Source organism: Cobetia sp. Ld8 (genome assembly GCF_045066615.1).
Classification (GTDB): domain Bacteria; phylum Pseudomonadota; class Gammaproteobacteria; order Pseudomonadales; family Halomonadaceae; genus Cobetia; species Cobetia amphilecti.
In genome coordinates, this window is record NZ_JBISHF010000008.1 from 913,325 (window position 1) to 934,161 (window position 20,837).

At 65.6% G+C, this 20,837-nt stretch carries 14 protein-coding genes; 8 read left to right on the plus strand and 6 right to left on the minus strand.

Annotated features, from left to right (window positions below; translation table 11 throughout):
- Positions 1-261: 261 nt before the first annotated feature.
- From ACJJV2_RS14780 to fhuB, 7 genes are all read left to right on the plus strand, one after another.
- Positions 262-1,896: a pyridoxal phosphate-dependent decarboxylase family protein gene (locus ACJJV2_RS14780; RefSeq protein WP_405281962.1), complete on the plus strand. Its 1,635-nt coding sequence runs from the start codon at positions 262-264 to the stop codon at positions 1,894-1,896.
- Complete coding sequence (locus ACJJV2_RS14785) at positions 1,889-3,460, plus strand: lysine N(6)-hydroxylase/L-ornithine N(5)-oxygenase family protein (protein WP_405281964.1); 1,572 nt, start codon at positions 1,889-1,891, stop codon at positions 3,458-3,460. Before ACJJV2_RS14780 ends, ACJJV2_RS14785 begins: the two co-directional genes overlap by 8 nt.
- Positions 3,457-6,174 (plus strand): GNAT family N-acetyltransferase, encoded by a 2,718-nt coding sequence (locus ACJJV2_RS14790; RefSeq protein WP_405281965.1) that lies wholly within the window; start codon positions 3,457-3,459, stop codon positions 6,172-6,174. The genes ACJJV2_RS14785 and ACJJV2_RS14790 overlap by 4 nt, the downstream gene beginning before the upstream one ends.
- Before the next feature lie 269 nt (positions 6,175-6,443).
- Entirely contained in the window at positions 6,444-7,211 is a 768-nt protein-coding gene (locus tag ACJJV2_RS14795; protein WP_175090181.1) for an RNA polymerase sigma factor, read from the plus strand.
- 99 nt (positions 7,212-7,310) lie between these two features.
- Positions 7,311-8,078 carry an ABC transporter ATP-binding protein gene (locus tag ACJJV2_RS14800; protein WP_287020507.1) on the plus strand — a complete coding sequence of 256 codons (768 nt, stop codon included), beginning with the start codon at positions 7,311-7,313 and terminating at the stop codon, positions 8,076-8,078.
- Between the two features lie 8 nt (positions 8,079-8,086).
- Positions 8,087-9,031: an ABC transporter substrate-binding protein gene (locus tag ACJJV2_RS14805; RefSeq protein ID WP_405281968.1), complete on the plus strand. Its 945-nt coding sequence runs from the start codon at positions 8,087-8,089 to the stop codon at positions 9,029-9,031.
- Positions 9,018-11,138, plus strand: coding sequence for a Fe(3+)-hydroxamate ABC transporter permease FhuB (gene fhuB, locus ACJJV2_RS14810; RefSeq protein ID WP_405281970.1), 2,121 nt, complete (start codon positions 9,018-9,020; stop codon positions 11,136-11,138). Before ACJJV2_RS14805 ends, fhuB begins: the two co-directional genes overlap by 14 nt.
- 115 nt (positions 11,139-11,253) lie before the next feature.
- Here the strand turns inward: fhuB and purU are convergent, their stop codons facing one another.
- From purU to glyA, 6 genes are all read right to left on the minus strand, one after another.
- Positions 11,254-12,129: a formyltetrahydrofolate deformylase gene (gene purU, locus ACJJV2_RS14815; RefSeq protein WP_107335546.1), complete on the minus strand. Its 876-nt coding sequence runs from the start codon at positions 12,127-12,129 to the stop codon at positions 11,254-11,256.
- Positions 12,130-12,373: 244 nt separating this feature from the next.
- Complete coding sequence (locus tag ACJJV2_RS14820; protein ID WP_235506931.1) at positions 12,374-13,075, minus strand: sarcosine oxidase subunit gamma; 702 nt, start codon at positions 13,073-13,075, stop codon at positions 12,374-12,376.
- Entirely contained in the window at positions 13,068-16,175 is a 3,108-nt protein-coding gene (locus ACJJV2_RS14825; RefSeq protein WP_405281973.1) for a sarcosine oxidase subunit alpha family protein, read from the minus strand. The genes ACJJV2_RS14820 and ACJJV2_RS14825 overlap by 8 nt, the downstream gene beginning before the upstream one ends.
- Positions 16,172-16,498 carry a sarcosine oxidase subunit delta gene (locus tag ACJJV2_RS14830; RefSeq protein WP_043333138.1) on the minus strand — a complete coding sequence of 109 codons (327 nt, stop codon included), beginning with the start codon at positions 16,496-16,498 and terminating at the stop codon, positions 16,172-16,174. Before ACJJV2_RS14830 ends, ACJJV2_RS14825 begins: the two co-directional genes overlap by 4 nt.
- A gap of 25 nt (positions 16,499-16,523) precedes the next feature.
- Entirely contained in the window at positions 16,524-17,774 is a 1,251-nt protein-coding gene (locus ACJJV2_RS14835; protein ID WP_043333139.1) for a sarcosine oxidase subunit beta family protein, read from the minus strand.
- Positions 17,775-17,915: 141 nt separating this feature from the next.
- Positions 17,916-19,226: a serine hydroxymethyltransferase gene (gene glyA / locus ACJJV2_RS14840; protein ID WP_043333140.1), complete on the minus strand. Its 1,311-nt coding sequence runs from the start codon at positions 19,224-19,226 to the stop codon at positions 17,916-17,918.
- Between the two features lie 372 nt (positions 19,227-19,598).
- Here glyA and ACJJV2_RS14845 point away from each other — a divergent pair, with 372 nt between their 5' ends.
- Positions 19,599-20,489: an AEC family transporter gene (locus ACJJV2_RS14845; protein ID WP_054555340.1), complete on the plus strand. Its 891-nt coding sequence runs from the start codon at positions 19,599-19,601 to the stop codon at positions 20,487-20,489.
- Positions 20,490-20,837: the final 348 nt, after the last annotated feature.

The window sequence follows — 20,837 nt, forward strand, 5'->3', positions numbered from 1 at the left end:
GCTCGGTGACGACTCACTCTGCCGATGCCCACGGCAGACGTGACTGACCACGCCGACGGCTTTGCCAACAGCTTCACCAACAACAACGACCGCAAACGCGGCACTTGATGAATGTCCTGACTGGTCCTCGCACCTGAGCCATCTGTCCCAGCTGGCTGCGAGTCTCTTCCAAGTCTTTATCTGCGAACATTCGCATAAGGTTATGTAATGCACAGCCTTCAAGATTCCGCCGCCACCTACGGCGCTGCCGCAGGATCCTCCGTGTCTGACGCCCAGACCGACGCCTGTGCGCGCTCACTGTCCAGCTCGCCGCGCGCCGCCTTGTTCTCGCCTGCCAACATGGATGTTTGGCAGACAGGCATGGACCGCATCAGCCAGCTGGTAGCCGAACAGCTCGACAGTGTTCAAAAGCCGTTCAGTGGCATCACCCCGGAGGCCCTGCGTCCGGCCTTTGCCGACCTCGACCTCGAGACGCCCCTCGAGAACCTCGAAGCCGGTCTGGAGGAGCTCAAGTCGCTCTACCTGAAGGATGCCGTCTACTTCCATCATCCCCGCTACATCGCGCACCTCAACTGCCCGGTCGTGCTGCCCGGCGTGTGGGCCGAGAGCCTGCTGGGCGCGATCAATTCCTCACTCGACACCTGGGACCAGAGCGCCGGCGGCACCCTGATCGAGCAGCGCCTGATCGACTGGACCACCGAGCGCCTGGGCCTGGGCCCGACCGCCGATGGCATCTTCACCAGCGGCGGCACCCAATCCAATCTGATGGCACTGCTGCTGGCGCGTGACGCGGTCTGCGAGAAGCTGCCCAACCACCCCGGCAACCAGACCCACGGCCTGCCGCCGGAAGCCGGACGCCTGCGCGTCTTCGCCTCCGGCATCAGCCATTTCAGCCTGCAGAAGGCCTGTGCCCTGCTCGGCCTCGGCCACAACGCCGTCATCCCGGTCGCCGTGGATGAGCGCCGCCGCATGGACCCCGTGGCCCTGCGTGACGCCCTCGACAATGCCCGCGCCGAAGGCCTGATCCCGATGGCCGTGGTCGCCACCGCCGGTACCACCGATTTCGGCAGCATCGACCCGCTGCAGGCCATCGGTCGTGAATGCCACGCCCGCGGCATCTGGTTCCATGTCGATGGCGCCTATGGCGGCGGCCTGATCACCTCGCGCCGCCATGGTCACTGGCTCAAGGGCACCGAGATGGCGGACTCCGTCACCATCGATTACCACAAGACCTTCTTCCAGCCGGTCAGCTGCAGTGCCTGTGTGGTACGTGATCGCACCCAGCTGCGCCACGTCACCTATCACGCCGACTACCTCAACCCGGAGCTTCAGGCCCGCGAAGGCACGCCGGATCAGGTCAACAAGAGTCTGCAGACCACGCGGCGTTTCGACGCCCTGAAACTGTGGATGACACTGCGCCTGATGGGCGCCGATGCCCTCGGCGACATGCTCGATTGCGTGATCGACCTCACCCGCGAGGGCTACCAGCTGCTCGAGGCGGCGCCGGACATCGATGTCGTCCAGGCGCCGGAGCTCAGCACCCTGGTGTTCCGCTTCCATGACGCCAACGAAGAGACCCTCAGCGCCGAGCAGTGGGACGCCTTGAACCGCGAGATCCGCAAGCGCCTGTCACGCAGCGGTGAGGCCATCGTCGCCGCCACCAAGGTCTCGGGCCGTCAGTACCTGAAGTTCACCCTCCTGAATCCGGAAACGCGCCAGGAAGACCTGGCCGCCGTGGTCGAGTTGATCCGTCAGCACGGCCAGGCGCTGGTCAAGGCGCATCATCTGGCCGTCAGCACCACCGCCCAACCGAACCATGGCGCACCACTGGCCGACATTCCGGCCGCCAGCCGTCGCAGTCACACCACAGAAGCCAAGGAAAGCCGTCATGCATGACACCTCGAACCCTCACGTCACAGACACTCTGGAAGCGCGTGATGATGTGCTGGACTTCGTTGCCATCGGCATCGGCCCCTTCAACCTCAGCCTTGCCTGTCTGAGCGAGCCGCTGGAAGACGTCCAGGGCGTCTTCCTCGAGCGCAAGGCCGCGTTCGACTGGCACCCGGGCATGCTGCTGGAAGATGCCAGCATGCAGACGCCCTTCATGGCGGACATGGTCTCGCTGGCCGACCCGACCAACCACTTCAGCTTCCTCAACTATCTGAAGCTGCATGACAAGCTCTACAACTTCTACATCCGCGAAGACTTCTTCCTGCTGCGCCGCGAGTACAACCAGTACTGCCAGTGGGCGGCGCGCGAGCTGAGCTGCCTGCGCTTCGATCACGACGTCCAGGACATCCAGCATGTCGGCGACATCTATGTCGTGCGCGGCACTCGCCCCAGCACCGGCGAAGCCTTCGCCTATCGCGCACGCAAGCTGGTGCTGGGCACCGGCACCCAGCCCTACCTGCCGCAAGCCGCCGATGCCGTGCGTGACGTGGTGCCGGTCGCGGGCAGCCGCGTGTGCCACAACGCTCACTATCTGGCGCGCAAGGAGGAGCTGACCTCCCAGCCGGCCATCACCATCATCGGTTCCGGCCAGAGCGCCGCCGAGATCTATCTCGACCTGCTGCGCGAGATCGACCAGCACAGCTACCAGCTCAACTGGATCACGCGTTCGCCGCGCTTCTTCCCGCTGGAATACGGCAAGCTGACGCTGGAGATGACCTCGCCGGATTACATCGATTACTTCCACGCCCTGCCGCGTGAGCAGCGCAACACTCTGCTGGCGACCCAGAAGGGCCTCTACAAGGGCATCAATCTCGAGCTGATCGACGAGATCTACGACACCCTCTACGCCAAGCAGCTGCAAGGCGTGGTGCCCACCACCCTGATGACCAATACCGAACTGACCTCGCTGAACAAGCAAGAGACCGACGGCGACTTCACGCTGGGGCTCTATCAGCGCGAACAGCAGCAGGCCTGGCGTCATGACACCAGCGCCGTGGTGCTGGCCACGGGCTATCACTACGTGGCGCCGCCCTTCCTGCGCAGCATCGAGTCACGCATTCGTCGTGACGAGGAAGGCCGCTACGCCGTCGGTCGCTTCTACGCCGTCGACACGCAAAGCACCGCGGATGCCGACGGCAACGAAGGCGATCAATCACCGTTCGCCGGCGAGATCTTCGTCCAGAATGCCGAGCTGCATACCCACTCGCTGGCTGCCCCGGACCTGGGCATGGCCTGCTATCGCAACAGCTGCATCCTGCGCGCCATCACGGGTCGTGAGGTCTATACCATCGAGCGCCGCATCGCCTTCCAGAGCTTCGGTACTCCGGGCAGTGAAAAGGGCAGCGGCAATGGCTTCACACCGCTGCCCGCCGCACACCTGCCCTACGGCGAGACGGATATTCACGCCGGCACCGCCTCTACCGACAGCTCTTCTATCGGCACCGTCTCTGACACCCAGGCCGACACGACTCACACCGCTGCACCGCAACACCGGGAGACCACCGCATGAACATGCCAGTCGACATCACCAGCGCCGCAAGCGCCGAACAGTCCAGCAGCGCGGCAAGTTCTCACAGTGCGGCGATCCCGTCACAACAGATATTCGGGACGACCTCACTCGCCGTGCTGGCACCGCTCGATCTGCTCAGCCCGGCACCGGGAACGCGCTTCACCCGCCGCGCGGTTGAGCTGGAGCAAGCCCAGGCTCGCCTGCGCAAGCCGCAGGACGACAGCACGAGCGAGCGCGCCGAATTCGCGCTGCGCCCGCTCGACCTTGCCGCCGACATGGCGATGGTGGATGAGTGGACCAGCGGCGAACGCGCCAGCTTCTGGGGAATGAGTGATGACCTCATCACCACCAAGTACGACTTCTACCAGGGCCTGGAAGACAGCCAGCACGCCCAGGGCTGGGTCGGTTTCTACAATGACCAGCCGGCCTTTCTGGTCGAGCTCTATGACCCGGCGCACGACCCGCTCGGCAAGCATTACAGTGTGCAGCCCGGCGACTTCGGCATGCACTTCCTCGTCGCGCCGCGCAGCGAGGACCAGGCCCCCATCAGCGGCTTCTCGCGGGCGGTGATCGAATCGATCATGGCAATGATCTTCGCCGGCCAGTTCCGCGATGAGCATGCCGATGAAGGGAAAGATGCAGTCCGTCCCGTGACCCGTGTGGTGGTGGAGCCGGACAGCCGCAATCGCGCCATTCATCCGCTGAATGCCGCGGTGGGCTTCGTCGATCATGGCCCGCTGGATCTCGACGGCAAGCCGGCGCGCCTGTGCTTCTGCACCCCGCAGGACTTCCGCGCCGCCCTGGCCAGCCGCAGCCCGCGTCTGGACCGCGGCGTGACCGCCAACCCGGCCGCGGCCAGCCAGCATCTCACCGGGCCGGACTGGCAGCAGGCCAATCGCCTGCTGGTGCGCAAGGCGCTGGCCGAGTTCAGCCACGAGCGTCTGATCCACCCGCAATGCGCCGATGACTGCGGCACCCGCACCGCCTGCCAGAGCCATGACAACTGGCATCATTTCCGCCTGCCGCTGGCAGCGCAGGTCAGCGACACGCCACCGGTCAGCCGCCGCGCGGCGGAATATCGCTTCGTGGCGCGCCGTTTCCAGCTCGATCACTGGCTGATCGATGCCGCTTCCATCCAGCGCCTGGATGCCGACGGTAACGCCCTGCCGCTGGACGCGCGTGAGCTGATTCTGGAACTCAACGACGTGCTGGAGATTCCGCCGCGTCTGCTGCCGGTCTATCTCGAGGAGGTCAGCGCCACGCTCGCCTCCAGCGCCTGGAAGATGCAGCGCGCCGTGCGCGAGAATCAGTCCGCCCGCGTGCTGGCAGGTGCCTCCTTCCAGACCCTGGAATCGGCGATGAGCGAAGGCCATCCGTGCTTCGTCGCCAACAATGGCCGCATGGGCTTCGATGCGCTGGACTATCGCGCCTACGCGCCGGAAGCCGCGCAGCCGTTCTCGCTGGTGTGGATCGCCGTGCATCGCGACAACGCCCATTACTCGGCCGTGGATGGTCTCGATCCGCGCCGTCTGCTCGAGGAAGAGCTGGGTGAAGCCGAACTCGCCCGTCTGGAGCAGCAGCTGACCGAGAAGGGCCTTGCACCCTCCGACTACCTGATGATGCCGGTGCACCCGTGGCAGTGGAGCCACAAGCTGGCGATCACCTTCGCCGCCGAGATCGCCAGTCAGCACATCGTCTGTCTCGGCCTGGGGGAGGACCGCTATCAGGCGCAGCAGTCGATCCGCACGCTCTACAACCGCAATCAGCCGAATCGCCGCTATGTGAAGGTCGCGCTGTCGATCCTCAACATGGGCTTCATGCGCGGCCTGTCGCCCTATTACATGCGTGCCACTCCGGTCATCAATCAGTGGCTGCAGGGCCTGATCGATTCGGACCCGTCCTTCGAGAAGTGGGGCTTCCGCCTGCTGCGTGAAGTCGCGGCCATCGGCTATCGCGATGATGTGCTGGAAGACGCGGACCCGGCGGCCGTCGGCTATCGCAAGATGCTGGCCAGCCTGTGGCGCGAGAGCCCGGAAGACGTCAAGGACGAGGGCGAGCGCCTGATGACCATGGCCGCGCTGCTGCATGTCGACAACGATGAGAAGGCCTTGCTGCCGGCGCTGATCGAGCGCTCCGGCATCGGCGCCGAAGCGTGGATCGACAAGTGGCTGACGGCTTACATGACGCCGCTGCTGCACTGCTACTTCAAGCACGACCTGGTGTTCATGCCGCACGGCGAGAACCTGATCATGCGTCTGCGCGATGGCGTGCCATGTGGTGCGCTGATGAAGGACATCGCCGAGGAAGCGGCGCTGTTCGCCACCGAGGAGACGCGCGCACTCGAACTGCCGGCAGGGGTCGAGCGTCTGGTGGTCGAGGTGCCGGAACCGATCCGCATCCTGTCGCTGCTCACCGATGTCTTCGACTGCATCTTCCGCTTCGCGGTACCGCTGCTGGTGCGCGAGCAGGTGATGACGGAAGAGGCCTTCTGGTCGCGCGTCGCGGCCTGCATCCATGACTATCAGGATGCCCACCCGGAGATGGCCGACAAGTTCGCGCGTCATGATCTGTTCGCGCCGCGCTTCACGCTGTCGTGCCTCAACCGCCTGCAGCTGCGCAACAACCAGCAGATGGTCGATCTCACCGATCCGTCCGGCGCCCTGCAGCTCAAGGGCGAGCTGGATAACCCCATCGCGGCCTTCGCCCGCCGCTAGACGGTGACGCTTGGCGATCACCAGGTCGCGATGACCTGATGATCGCCATGACCCGTCAGCTACGACCCGTCAGCCAAGACCAGCTAACTACGACCAGCTAACTACGACCAGCTAACTACGACCAGCTAACTACGACCAAGCAGCACCGGGACCGCCCTCGTCATGCACGGGGGCGGTCCTTGGCGTGTCTGATACTTAATCATTGATAATGATTCGTAACAACAATACCATTACCCTCCCATCACGACAGATCTCATTGCGAGCCGTGGATGTCCTCTCACGCCAAGCCCCCAGTTCGGCCTCATCGCGACACGGATGAGCGAACGCCTGACGCACACGGGCCAGAAGCTGAAACGCCCGCTGAGCTGCAGGCTTGTGCTGCACAGCAATACCGTCACTCGCTGGACCAGCTGTTTGCCGAGCATCGTCACGAACTGACCGGCTTTCTGGTGCGCCAGCTGGGCTCGCATGAGCTGGCGGAAGACATCAGCCATGAGGTCTATCTGCGTCTGCGCCTGACCGGAGACTGGCCCGCCAACCCGCGCGCCTGGCTGTTTCGCATCGCTCGCAATCTGATCATCGACCACCACCGCCACCAGTCCCGCGCACCGGAATTCGAATCGGTGTCCGAGGGCGATGAACGCGTGGCGGCCGCCCATCTGGACCCGGAGAGGAGCCTGGCGCGCCGCCAGAAGCTGCAGGTCGTCGATGCGGCACTCTCCGAGCTGGCGGGCCATTTTCGCCTCGCCCTGACCTGGTATCGCCTCGAGGGCCTGACCAAGCGCGAGATCGGCGAGCGACTCGGCGTGTCCGAGCGCATGGCAGGCCGCTACGTCACCCAGGCGCAGCAGCACTGCGAGATGCGGCTGGCCGCGGCGGGCTGTTATCGCAATGAAGTCAGCCGCGACTGCGCCGCCAGCCAACAGGACACCGCGGATTCGCTGCCAGCCGTGCGCCAAACGTCAGCCGCGCCCGGCAAGGCGCGACGACGAAGCCGGCGTGATGACATCCCGACAACAAGAGGCGATCAGCACTGATGGCCCCGCGGAGCACGGATGGGCGAACGCCTCCGCGTCATGTCGCCCAGAATGAATCGCCCCTAGCCTGACGCCCTGACCACGGATGACGATGCTTTCATGTTCACTCTCGACCACCTGCGCTTTGACCTCGGCGAGCGCTGCCTGCTCAAGACGCAGTCTCTCGATTTCGCCCCCGGCCAGGTGCATGGCCTGATCGGCCACAATGGCTCCGGCAAGTCGACACTGCTCAAGTTGCTGGCGCGTCAGAACACCCCGACCAGTGGCAAGTTGGCGCTGGATGATCGCCCGCTCTCGCAGTTCGGCAGTCGGGAATTCGCGCGGGCGGTGGCCTACCTGCCGCAGCACCTGCCGGCGGCCGAAGCGCTGACCGGCCGCGAGCTGGTCGCCTTCGGCCGTTATCCGTGGCACGGCCTGCTCGGCCGTCCCGGCCCCAAGGATGAAGAAGCCATCGAGCGCGCCATCGCGCTGACCCACACCGAAGCCTTCGCCGAACAACAGGTCGATACCCTCTCCGGTGGCGAACGTCAGCGCGTGTGGCTGGCCATGCTGCTGGCCCAGGGCAGTCGTTATCTGCTGCTGGATGAACCGCTGGCGGCGCTGGATATCGCCCATCAGATCGAGGTGATGGAGCTGGTCTCGCACCTGAGCCACACCCTCGGGCTGGGCATCATCATCGTGCTCCACGACATCAATCTGGCGGCGCGTTACTGCGATCGCCTGGTGGCGCTGCACGGCGGCCAGGTGCTGGCTGAAGGCGCGCCCGACGAGATGATGAACCCCGCCACGCTCAAGGATATCTACGGCGTCGAGATGCAGGTGATCACCCCGCCGCAGAGCCAGCAGCAGATCGCGGTGCCGCTATGAAGTGGCTGTTGGCACTGATCAGTCTGAGCCTGCTGGCGGTGGGGGCCGCCAGCGCTGCCACGACGGACGATACAGCCCAGCCACCGGCCGGCTTCGTCGATCGCCCCATCGTGGCGCTGGACTGGACCCTGGCCGAGACCCTGACCGGAATCGGAGTGCGCGCCATGGGCGTGGGTCAGGTCGCGACCTACGCAAGCTGGGTGGATCAACCGGCGCTGCCGCAGGGCACGCGGGATCTCGGCCTGCGCACCCAGCCGAGTCTGGAGCAGCTGGCCGCCCTTGCCCCCGCCGACATCCTGATCAGCCCGATGCTGTCCAGCCTCGCGCCACGCCTGTCGGCCATCGCGCCGGTCACCAGCATCGCCATCTATACCCCGGACGCCGACACCTGGCAGACACTGGTCAAGGCGACCCGCCAGCTGGGCAAGCTGACGCAGCGCGAGCCACAGGCCGAACAGCTGATTCGCCTGAGCACCGCTCGCCTGGCCGGTTACAACGCCGCGCTGCGCCAGCAGGCGGCACGCAAGAGTCAATCGCCCCTGCCGCTGTTGATGGTGCAATTCATGGATGACCGCCATGTGCGCATCTTCGGCGACAACAGCCTGTTCCAGGCCGTGATCGAGCGCATGGGTATCGACAACGCCTGGCAAGGGGACACCAACGCCTGGGGCTTCGCCACCGTCAGTCTCGAGAAGCTGGTGACGCTGAAGGGCCGCATGGTGGTGGTGGAGCCGCTGCCGCCCGGCGGACACCAGGCACTGGCACATAACGGTCTCTGGCAGGCCATGCCCGGCGTGCGCGAGAACAGCCAGGCCTCGACGCCGCTGTTCCTGCCGCCGGTCTGGAGCTTCGGCGCCCTGCCCTCGGCCAATCGTTTCGCCGCACTGCTCGCCAGCCATCTGATTGACGACGAGGCGACACTTGAGGGGGAGACCACCGATGGCAACCACTGAGCAGGCCATGAGCACCCGCCCCGCATCAGGCCGTCGCCCGCTGTACCTCACGCCGGGCCGGGCCTGCAGCCTGTTGGCCCTGGCCCTTGTGGTGCTGGGCAGCCTCGCGCTCAACCGTGAAGGCCTGAGCCTGATGCAGGGCCTGACCGCACTGTGGGCCTCGCCCGACTTCAGCGATGCGGCCAGTCTCGGCCAGGCAGACAGCGCGCTGCTCTCCGCGCAGCTGGTGGCCCATGTCAGCTGGTGGCCGCGTCTTGTCTGCGCGCTGCTGGCCGGTGGCGCGCTGGGCATGGCGGGCGTGCTGATGCAGCAGGTGCTGCGCAATCCACTGGCCGCGCCCACCACCCTCGGCGTCGCCAGTGGCGCGAGTCTGGCGATGATGCTGGCGACGCTGTTCGCCCCGGCGCTGATGGCCGGCACGGGCCTTGGAGGAGACGGCTTCCAGCTGGGCCGTGAATGGGTCGCACTGGCCGGTGGCCTGGCCGCCATGGGGCTGGTATTCGCGCTGGCCTGGGCGCGTGGCATGTCGCCGACCGTGGTGGTGCTGGCAGGGCTGGTGGTCAATCTCTACATCGGCGCGCTGGGCATGGTGCTGTTGCTGTTCAATCAGGAGGCCCTGCACGGCACCCTGGTATGGGGCGCAGGTTCGCTGGCCCAGAACAGCTGGGATGGCGTGATCACGCTGCTCACCCGCCTGCTGCCGGGCATGTTGCTGGCGCTGGTGCTGATGCGCCCGCTGGCAGTGCTGGACCTCGACGAGGCCAATGCCAGAAGCCTGGGCGTCTCGCTGCGCAAGCTGCGCCTGATGAGTCTGGGACTGGCGGTATTTCTCAGCGCCTGCGTGGTCAGCGTGCTGGGCATCATCGGCTTCATCGGCCTGGCCGCGCCGGCCTGCGTGCGTCTGATGGGCGCGCGCCGGCTGGGCCAGCGCCTGCTGTGGGCACCATTGTTCGGGGCGCTGCTGCTGGCGGTGACGGACCAGGTGGTCGCCAGCCTCGATGGCCTGCTGCCCAACCTGATTCCGACCGGCGCGATGACGGCGGCCCTCGGCGCGCCGCTGCTGCTGTGGCTGATTCCGCGCCTCAAGATGGCGCAAGGGGCTGGCCCCGCCAGTCATCACGGCATGTCACTGACGCATCGTCATCCTCGCCCCGACCGCCTGCTCGGCTGGCTGCTGGCCGGGGTCTGCGTGGCCCTGATGCTGGCCCTGCTGATCGGCAATGGCGCCGATGGCTGGACCCTGGGCAGTGACATGCTCCAACAGCTGATGTCCGGCCAGACCAGCGTGCTGGACTTCCGCCTGCCACGGGTACTGGCGGCGGCAGGCGCCGGCGTACTGCTGGCCCTGGCCGGCACCCTGTTGCAGCGCCTGACCAGCAACCCGATGGCCAGCCCCGAGATTCTCGGCATCAGCGGCGGCACCGCCATCGCTCTGATGCTGACGCTGCTGCTGGTCCCGTCGCCGGGGCAGCTGACCCTGCTGGGCGCAGGCATCTGCGGGGCGCTGGCCTGTCTGGCGCTGCTGGTGGTGCTCAATCATCGCAGTGGCTTCATTCCCGAACGCGTGCTGCTGTGCGGGGTGGCGATCACGGCGCTCTACGATGCGGTGCGCGGCATCATCCTCGCCGATGGCGACCCGCGCGGTCAGCAGATTCTGGCCTGGCTGTCCGGCTCCACCTATTACGTGGGTCTCTCCGCGGCGGTCGGCGTGCTCGCGCTGGCGATCATCGCGGTCCTGCTGGTGCGTCCGCTGGCGCGCTGGCTGGACATCCTGCCACTGGGCATGGCGAGCGCCAGTGCGCTGGGCATCGGCGTGACCCGCGCCCGCCTGGTGCTGCTGGGCGCGGTGGCGGTGCTGACCGCGCTGGCGACCCTGATCGTCGGCCCGCTGTCCTTCGTCGGCCTGCTGGCCCCGCATCTGGCGCGCCTGCTGGGGCTGAGCCGCGCCCGCGAGCACATGCTCGGTGCGGTACTGTGCGGCGCGCTGTTGATGGTGCTGGCCGACTGGCTGGGCCGCCAGCTGCTGTCGCCCTACGAGATTCCCGCCGGCCTGATGGCCTCGCTGATCGGTGGCAGCTACTTCCTGTGGAGCCTGCGCAGAAGCTGACGCGCATACGCACATGCATGAACGACGAAGCCCGCCACCGAAAGGTCGCGGGCTTCGTCGTTTGTGGAGTCTGTGGAGTTCATGAACAGAGTGAGCTGGCGGACGCAGCCCGGGCTCAGTTGCCGAACACCACCGTGCGCTTGTCATGCAGGAAGACACGACGCTCGAGGTGATAACGCACGCCGCGCGACAGGGTCAGGCACTCGATATCACGGCCCTTGGCGATCAGGTCTTCGGGATAGTGGGCGTGATCCACCGTCTCGACGCCCTGGGTGATGATCGGCCCTTCATCGAGATCATCATTGATGTAGTGCGCGGTGGCACCGACCAGCTTGACGCCCTTCTCGTAGGCCTGGTGATAGGGGCGTGCGCCCTTGAAGCCCGGCAGCAGCGAGTGGTGGATGTTGATCGCCCGCCCCGAGAGCTTCTCGCACATGTCGCTCGACAGCACCTGCATGTAGCGCGCCAGAATCACCAGCTCGGCCCCGGTGTCCTGCACGATCTGCCATACCCTGGCTTCCTGCTCGGCCTTGGTCTCGGCGGTGATCGGCAGGTGGTGATACGGCAGGCCATGCCACTCGGCCAGCGGTGCCATGTCCGGATGGTTGGAGATGACGGCGGTGATGTCCATCGGCAGCTGGCCGATGCGATGCCGGTAGAGCAGGTCGTTCAGGCAGTGGTCCGAGCGCGAGACCATGATCACCACCTTCATGCGCTCATCCGGCGCACTCAGGCTGACGTCCATCTCGAAGTCGGCGGCACGCGTGCCCAGGCCCTGCTCGAAACTCGCGGCATCGAAGCCGTCATCGAGGGCACCGGCCTCGGTCTGCGGACGAAATTCGGCCCGGATGAAGAAGCGCCCCGACAGGCGGTCATCGAAGGAATTGAGCTCGGTGATATAGCAGCCCTGCTCGCGCAGGTAGCGCGTCACGACGTCCACCGTGCCGATGCGGCTGGGACATTGGGCGGTCAGAATCCAGGTATCACGCATACGTAGGTGCCTGTCATGTAAGGATTATCTATTGTTGGAAGCAGCAACGTCAGGGTTGCATCCGAGGCCCTGCGCGACAAACCAATATTATTGAGGCGGGCTTCAGTATTTCTGAAGCCCGCCTCCTGGCCCGGGCAAGGCCCCTGGCAGTCGATTCAGGTCATGGCGTGCGCCTGCGACAGACCTCTCTCTAGACGCAGATCTCTCCAGACGCACTCAGGCCTCAGATATCAGGCCTCAGACCTCAGGCCTTGATGCAGACCCCGAATTCCTCGCTGGCATCCAGCAGCCAGCGGCCGAGGTAATCGGCGAAGCTTCTGCGCACCACCAGCTCGAATTCGCTCTCGCTGACGCGGCGCAGCACCAGTGTCGCCTTGGCGAACACCGCCGGCACGCCACGTCCGACCGGGAAGGCACGCGGGTGCACATCGGTGGGCGTCGACTTCATCAGCACCTGACGCGCCTGGTCGCCACTCAGCGAGATGACGGTCTGACCACCGCTGACGTTGACCACCTGATAGCGGCCGGCCAACGCCTCATGCAGCGCCTTCTCGACAGTGAAGGCTTCCTCGCCGGGCACCAGGATCAGCCACTCATCCGGTGACAGCCACTGGATCGAGCGACCGCCCTCATTCTGATGGAGGGTCGCCGGCGTCAACGGCAGCGCCAGACCCAGCGCCGCCTCGACACCCTCGGCGAAGCCCGGCTGCGCGGGGTCACCGCGCAGCGTCAGGTGACCGAGAAACGCCTTTTCCTGCAGCACGACGCCGGCATCGCCGTCATCGCGGGCCGTGAACAGATGCGCCAGTGGCGAACGGGCGCACTGAGCGTGGACCTCGGGCGTCGGGCGCTGGTCGATCACCGACGTCTGAGAACTTGTCATGTCCTGCGGCTGCGCATCGACGGCGGCACCCGCTTGCGGGTCGAGTGTGGTGGCATCAGACATGCTGGCGCTCCCCTTTCTTGTCGTAGAACACCGGTGAGGTGATTTCGGCTTCCAGCGTCGTACCATCGGCCTGCGGCAGGAACACCGTCTCGCCGATGCGCTTGGCACCGCCCTTGACCACCGCCAGCGCGAAGCCATGTCCCAGCGTCGGGCTGTAGTAGCTGGAGGTCACGTGGCCGACCATCGGCATCGGGATGGCGTGCTCGGGGTCGAAGACGATCTGCGAGCCTTCCGGCAGCACGATGCGCTCATCGCCGGCCTTCTTGCGCGTCGGAATCAGGCCGACCATCTGCTTGCGGTCATCGCGGCGGGTATCCGGACGCGACAGCGCACGCTTGCCGATCCAGGAATACGGCTTGTTGTAACCGACACACCACTGCATGCCGAGATCTTCCGGGGTGATCGAGCCATCGGTGTCCTGACCGACGATGATGAAGCCCTTCTCGGCGCGCAGCACGTGCATGGTCTCGGTGCCGTAGGGCGTGAGGCCGTACTTCTTGCCACATTCGAACAGGCGCTTCCAGACATGCAGCCCGTAGTTGGCCGGCACGTTGAGCTCGTAGGACAGCTCGCCGGTGAAGGAGATGCGGAAGATGCGCCCGGGAATGTCGGCGATCAGCCCTTCACGCACTTCCATGAACTTGAAGCTGTCGCGATTGAGGTCGATGTCGGTCAGCTCGCCGACCAGCGCACGCGCCTCGGGGCCGGTGACGGTCAGGGTCGCCCAGTGATCGGTGACGCTGGTCATCTGCACGTCCAGTTCCGGCCATTCGGTCTGGTGCCACAGCTCCAGCCATTCCAGGATCGAGGCCGCGCCACCGGTGGTGGTGGTCATCAGGAAGTGGTCTTCGGCCAGACAGGTGGAGACACCGTCGTCCATCACCATGCCGTCGTCGTGACACATCAGGCCGTAGCGCGCCTTGCCGACGCCCAGCTTGGCCCAGGCGTTGGTGTAGATGCGGTTGAGGAACTCACGCGCATCGCGACCGGTGATGTCGATCTTGCCCAGGGTCGAGGCGTCCAGCACGCCGACCTTCTCGCGCACCGCCAGACACTCACGCTCGACCGCGGCATGCATGTCCTCACTGCCCTGCGGGTAGTACCAGGGGCGCTTCCACTGGCCGACATCCTCGAACTTGGCGCCCTGCGCTACGTGCCATTCGTGCATCGCGGTGTAGCGGATCGGGTCGAACAGCTCGCCGCAGTGACGGCCGACGATGGCGCCGAAGGTCACCGGCGTATAGTTGGGACGGAACACGGTGGTGCCGGTGTCGGGGATGGTCTGCCCCAGACAGCGCGCGGCGACCGCCATGCCGTTGATGTTGCCCAGTTTGCCCTGGTCGGTGCCGAAGCCCATCGCGGTGTAGCGCTTGACGTGCTCGATGGACTCGAAGCCCTCGCGGGTGGCGAGCTCGATACCGGCGGCGGTGACGTCGTTCTGCAGATCGACGAACTGCTTGGGCGCGCGTGCGGTGGGCTTGTCATGCGGCACCTGATAGAGCGGCAGCATCGGCGTTTCTGCAAGTTCGGAGACCGCAGGCACCTCGGCCTGGGCGGTCTCGAACTCGCAGGCTTCCACCGCGGCGACACCGCTGGCGTAGGCCGCGACCAGCACATCTTCCAGCGCGAAGCTGCCATTGGCGGCGCCGCAGGCATCGAAGCCCTTGAGCATCGGTGCGCCCAGCGCCGGCAGGAAGCCGTGGATCTCGTCGCTCCATACCGGACGCGCACCGGTGTGCGCCGCCAGGTGAACCACCGGGCTGTAGCCGCCGGAGCTTGCGATGGTGTCGCAGGCGAGCTCTTCCACTGCCCCCGTCACGCTGAAGGCATCGATATCGATGGCCGCGATGCGCGCACCTGTCACGCGACGCTCGCCCTTGGCCTCGATCACGGCGGAGCCGGCGATGATGCGGATGCCCGCAGCGCGCGCCGCCTCGACCATCACGCCGGAGGGCGCCGGACGCGCATCGGCGATCGCGACCACTTCACGACCGGCCGCCGCCCAGGCAAGCGCCGCGCGATAGGCGTGGTCGTTGTTGACCGACAGCACCAGCTTGTCACCGGCGGCGACGCCGTAACGAGTCAGATAGGTGGTGACGGCACCGGCCAGCAGGTTGCCCGGCACATCGTTGTGGCTGTAGACCAGTGGCCGCTCATGGGCGCCGGTGGCCATGATGACGCGATGGGCACGCACGCGGTGCAGGCGGGAGCGTGCCTGCTGGGCGCCACGGGCATTCAAGGGCGCGAGATCGGCCTGATGCTCGGTACGGCGCTCGTGCAGGGTCACGAAGTTGTGATCGTGATAGCCATTGGCGGTGGTGCGCGGCAGCAGCTGCACATCCTCGCAGGCTTCGAGTTCCGCAAGCACCGCGTCACGCCATTCGATGGCGGGCTTGCCGTCCAGAGTCTGATCGAGGCAGTCCGCCGACATGGAGAGCAGCGAGCCACCCAGCTCTTCCTGCTCGTCACACAGGATGACGCGCGCGCCACTGCGGGCCGCGACCAGCGCCGCCATCAGGCCCGCCGGACCGGAGCCGATCACCAGCACATCGGTGTGCTGATGCAGGTGATCATAGATGTCCGGGTCCTCCTCGAGCGGAGAACGCCCGAGACCGGCGGCCTTGCGGATGTACTTCTCGTAGGTCATCCACAGCGAGGCCGGCGCCATGAAGGTCTTGTAGTAGAAGCCCGGCGGCATGAACTTGCCGCCCAGCTTGCCGACCTGCGGCAGGAAGCGGCTCATCAGGTCCTTCTGCGCCTTGACCCAGCCGCTGACAGCGTGAGCTTCCAGGCCATCGTAAAGTGCCTGCTGGGTGGCACGCACGTTGGGCACCTGGCCCGCTTCGGTGCTGCCCAGCTGCAGGATGGCGTTGGGCTCTTCGGCACCGGCGGCGACCAGGCCGCGCGGACGCGCATACTTGAAGCTGGCGTTGAGCACGTCGAGGCCGTTGGCCATCAGTGCCGAGGCGAGGGTATCGCCTGCCAGGCCCTGATAGCGCTTGCCATTGAAGGTGAAGGTCAGCGGCGTGGCGCGGTCGATGCGTCCACCCGAGGCGAGACGGCGCGGGGCAGCGGCGGTCTGGTTGTCTTGCTGGCTCATGCGCTCACCCCCTTGGCTTGCGTGGTCGGATCGGCTTTTGTCTCACCGGTGATGGTGGGCTGCTCGCCCATGCGATAGGTCTCGAGAATCTCGTAGGTCACGGTGTGGCGGGTGATGTTGAAATACTTGCGACAGCCCACGGCGTGAATCCACAGCTCGTGATGGACGCCACGCGGGTTGTTGCGGAAGAACAGATAATCCCCCCACTCGGCATCGGAGCAGGCTTCGGGGTCCTTCGGGCGCTCGATATGCGCCTGGCCCTTGACGTGGAATTCCTCTTCCTCGCGCAGCTCGCCGCAGTAGGGACAGAAGATATGCATCATGGTCGGTCGTCTCCTGACGGCAGGTTCAGTGCGCGACGCCAGCGGCGCCGTGTTCGTCGATCAGCTTGCCCGTATTGAAACGGTCATAGGAGAAGGGTTCTGCCAGCGGATGGGTGCGCCCCTTGGCCAGTGTCCAGGCAAAGACGTTGCCGGAACCCGGCGTGGCCTTGAAGCCACCGGTACCCCAACCGCAGTTGAAATAGAGCCCCTTCACGGGCGTCTTGGAAATGATCGGACAGGCGTCCGGGCAGGTGTCGACGATGCCGCCCCACTGACGGTTCATGCGTACCCGCGAGAAGATCGGGAACATCTCGACGATGGCCTGCAGGGTGTGCTCGATGGTCGGGTAGCTGCCACGCTGGCCATAGCCCACGTAGCCGTCGATGCCGGCACCGATGACCAGGTCGCCCTTGTCCGACTGGCTGACATAGCCGTGGACGTGGTTGGACATCACCACGGTGTCGAGAATCGGCTTGAGCGGCTCGGAGACCAGCGCCTGCAGCGGGTGGGATTCCAGCGGCAGACGGAAGCCGGCCTTCTCGGCCATCACCCCGGAGTTGCCTGCGGTGACCACTCCGACACGCTTGGCACCGATGAAGCCGCGCGAGGTTTCCACCCCGACGATGGCGCCATCCTGCTTGCGGAAGCCGGTGACCTCGGTCTGCTGGATCAGGTCGACGCCGAGGCTGTCGGCGCCGCGCGCGAAGCCCCAGGCCACGGCGTCGTGACGTGCCACGCCACCGCGCGGCTGCCAGGAGGCACCGAGAATCGGGTAGCGTGCGCGGCTCGAGCAGTCCATCGCCGGCACCAGTTCCTGCACCTGCTGGGCGTCCAGCACCTCGCCGTCGATGCCCTGCAGACGGTTGGCATTCACGCGGCGCTGGATGTCACGCATGTCCTGCAGGGTGTGGCCCAGGTTGAGCACGCCACGCTGGGAGAACATCACGTTGTAGTTGAGATCCTGGGACAGGCCTTCCCACAGCTTCATGGAATGCTCGTAGAGCGCCGCCGCCTCGTCCCACAGATAGTTGGAGCGCACCAGGGTGGTGTTGCGCGCGGTGTTGCCGCCGCCCAACCAGCCCTTCTCGATCACCGCGACATTGGTGATGCCGTGCTCCTTGGCCAGATAGTAGGCCGTGGCCAGACCATGCCCGCCGCCACCCACGATGACGACGTCGTATTCCTTCTTGGGTTCTGGGCTACGCCAGACCTTCTGCCAGTTCTCATGGTGGCTGAGCGCATGCTTGACCAGCCCGAATCCCGAGTAACGCTGCATTTGCCACCCTCCTCACATCTTTGCCACCGCAAGCGCTGTCCGGTGCTCTCGCCCGAGTGATGTCTGTTGTTGTCACCCGAGTGTTGTCTCTGCGCTTGCGGCATGTGTCGTTGTTATCGTTGTCTCTCGCCAGCGCCTTGTTCAGGCAAGCGCAGCGGGGTCGGTCACGCTGTTCGATGCGTAGACCGGGAAGCGTGCACAGACTTCCTCGACCTTGCCGCGCACCTCGGCTTCCACCTTGGCGCTCTCGCCGGTGGACAGCGCGTCGAGCAGATCACAGATCCAGCCGGCCAGTGCCTCGCATTCCGCCTCGCCGAAGCCGCGCGTGGTGGCGGCCGGAGTGCCGATGCGCAGCCCGGATGTCACGAAGGGACTCTGCGGGTCATTCGGCACGCTGTTCTTGTTGACGGTGATGTGGGCGCGGCCCAGTGAGGCATCCGCGTCCTTGCCGGTCACGCCCTGACGGATCAGCGAGACGAGGAACAGGTGGTCATCGGTGCCGCCGGAGACCACGTCGTAGCCGCGCGCCATGAAGACCTCGGCCATCACGCGGGCATTGGCGATCACGCGGGCCTGATAGCTGACGAAGTCCTGGCTCATCGCTTCCTTGAAGGCCGCGGCCTTGGCGGCGATGACGTGCATCAGCGGGCCGCCCTGCTGGCCGGGGAAGACGGCGCCATTGAGCTTCTTGTGCAGCGCTTCATCACCGGTGGCGGAGAGAATCAGGCCACCGCGCGGGCCGCGCAGCGTCTTGTGGGTGGTGGTGGTGACGACATGGGCGTAGGGCAGCGGGCTCGGGTAGTGACCCGCCGCGACCAGACCGGCCACGTGGGCCATGTCGACCATCAGCCAGGCGCCGATCTCGTCGGCGATATCGCGGAAGCGACGCCAGTTGACCACGCGCGAGTAGGCGGAGAAGCCGGCGATGATCATCTTCGGCTTGTGCTCACGCGCCAGACGCTCCATTTCCTCGTAGTCCAGCTCGCCGCTTTCGGTCAGGCCGTACTGGATGGCGTTGTAGTGCTTGCCGGAGAAGTTGGGTGCCGCGCCGTGGGTCAGGTGACCGCCATGCGCCAGGCTCATGCCGAGGATGGTGTCGCCCGGCGAGACGAGTGCCATGAACACGGCCGCGTTGGCCTGGGCGCCGGAGTGCGGCTGCACGTTGGCGTAGTCACAGCCGAACAGTGCACAGGCGCGCTCGATGGCCAGTGTCTCGACCTTGTCGACGAATTCGCAGCCACCGTAGTAGCGCTTGCCCGGATAGCCTTCGGCGTACTTGTTGGTCAGCTGGCTGCCCTGGGCCTCCATCACCAGCGGGCTTGCATAGTTCTCGGAGGCGATCAGCTCGATATGCGCTTCCTGACGCGCTGTCTCTTCGAGGATGGCCTCGGCCAGTGCAGGGTCGAGTCTGGCCAGTCGGTCATCACGGGTGTAGCCATGTTGCTGAGACATTGCGCGCCTCCGGTAAGCGGATCGTTGTTGTTGGAATGGTTCGATGAAGGGTGATCAGTGATCGTCTGTTCGCTCAAATCGTGTCGAGTCAGCCGGCGCCAAGGCCTTGAGTGGCTGTCTTGACCCGATACTAGCCCTGCCCCCCTGCGGCAAACTGCTTGTCAGCGTCACCCCGCAGCGCGAATGCGACATCGGCAGGCAAAAGCGACATCTCGATGGCCCGCACAGAGCTGCTGCGAATAGTGGCTGCCCGCCACTGGCGCTACACCGAAGCCCCTGCGGGCAGGTATGCTAGACACCGATATCGTGCGATCAGGCGCCGGATGACGACTGATCCATGCAAGCGCGCGCCTGAGGAAGGGAGTTGAGAATATGCTGATGGAATTGCTGGCGGTGATGGCACCGGTACTGTGTGGCGCCGCCATCGGCTTCTTCTGGGTCAGGCTGGGCAACGACTACCCGATGGCCTTCGTCACCCGGCTGGTGCTCTACATCGGCACGCCGGCGCTGATCCTCAATGCGCTGGGCAGCGCCGAGATCGACAACTCGAGCTTCCTGCGTACGGGCCTGGCGACACTGTCCGTGATGGCTCTGCTGCTGGCGCTGAGCTGGCCCTTCGCGCGCCTGATCGGCAAGCCCTGGAAGGTCGCGGTGGCGCCGTTGCTGTTCTCCAACGTCGGCAACATGGGCCTGCCCGTCTCGCTCTACGCCTTCGGCCAGGCCGGCTTCGCCTACGCCATCACCATCATGGTCACCATGTCACTGCTGCAGTTCACCCTCGGCGCCTGGCTTGCCAGCACCAGCGGCAACCCGCTGCGCAGCGTGGTGCGCTCGCCGACCATCTGGGCAAGCATCGTCGCCACTCTCATGCTGCTCTGCGATGTGCACATGCCGCGCTTCGTTGCCAACAGCCTGGAGTTGATCTCCGGCTTCACCGTGCCGCTGATGCTGATCACCCTGGGCGTGTCGCTGGCCAGCATTCGCGTCAAGAATCTGGCGGCGGGCGTGGGCTTCAGTGTCCTGCGCATTCCCTTTGCCGCCCTGTGTGCCTGGGGGATCGGCACCCTGCTGGACCTGCCCCCGCTGGCGCTGCACGTGTTGACCATGCAGATGGCCATGCCGGTGGCGGTCTACAACTACATGTTCGCCCAGAAGGCCGGGCGTGAGCCGGAGTACGTGGCCACGCTGGTGTTCTGCTCGACGCTCGCCGCCTTCCTCTATCTGCCCATGCTGCTGGCGGCGATGGGGGCGACACTGGGCTGACCCGACGGAGGCCGCCCGAGCCTTCCCGCACTGAATGACAGGCACAAAAAAACCACGCGAGCCTGAGCTTGCGTGGTCGTGTGACACCTTCCTGCGGAAACTGCCGTACCGTGAAGAAGACGGTATTGCACCATCCCGATATTGAGCAGCACGGCGCTTCCTGTTGCGACGATCAGCCTTGTAGTCCTGCTGGCACCCGCTCCCGGCCTGGAGGTGGCGCACCGTTCCCCTGTGTCATCATTGCCCTTTTGACCAAACCCGTGACTGGAGTGGCAGTCGTGGACCTGACGTGAACGCTCTCCGCTCTCGACCCGCAGCTGAAGAGGGCATGCAGCCCAACGGGGCCTT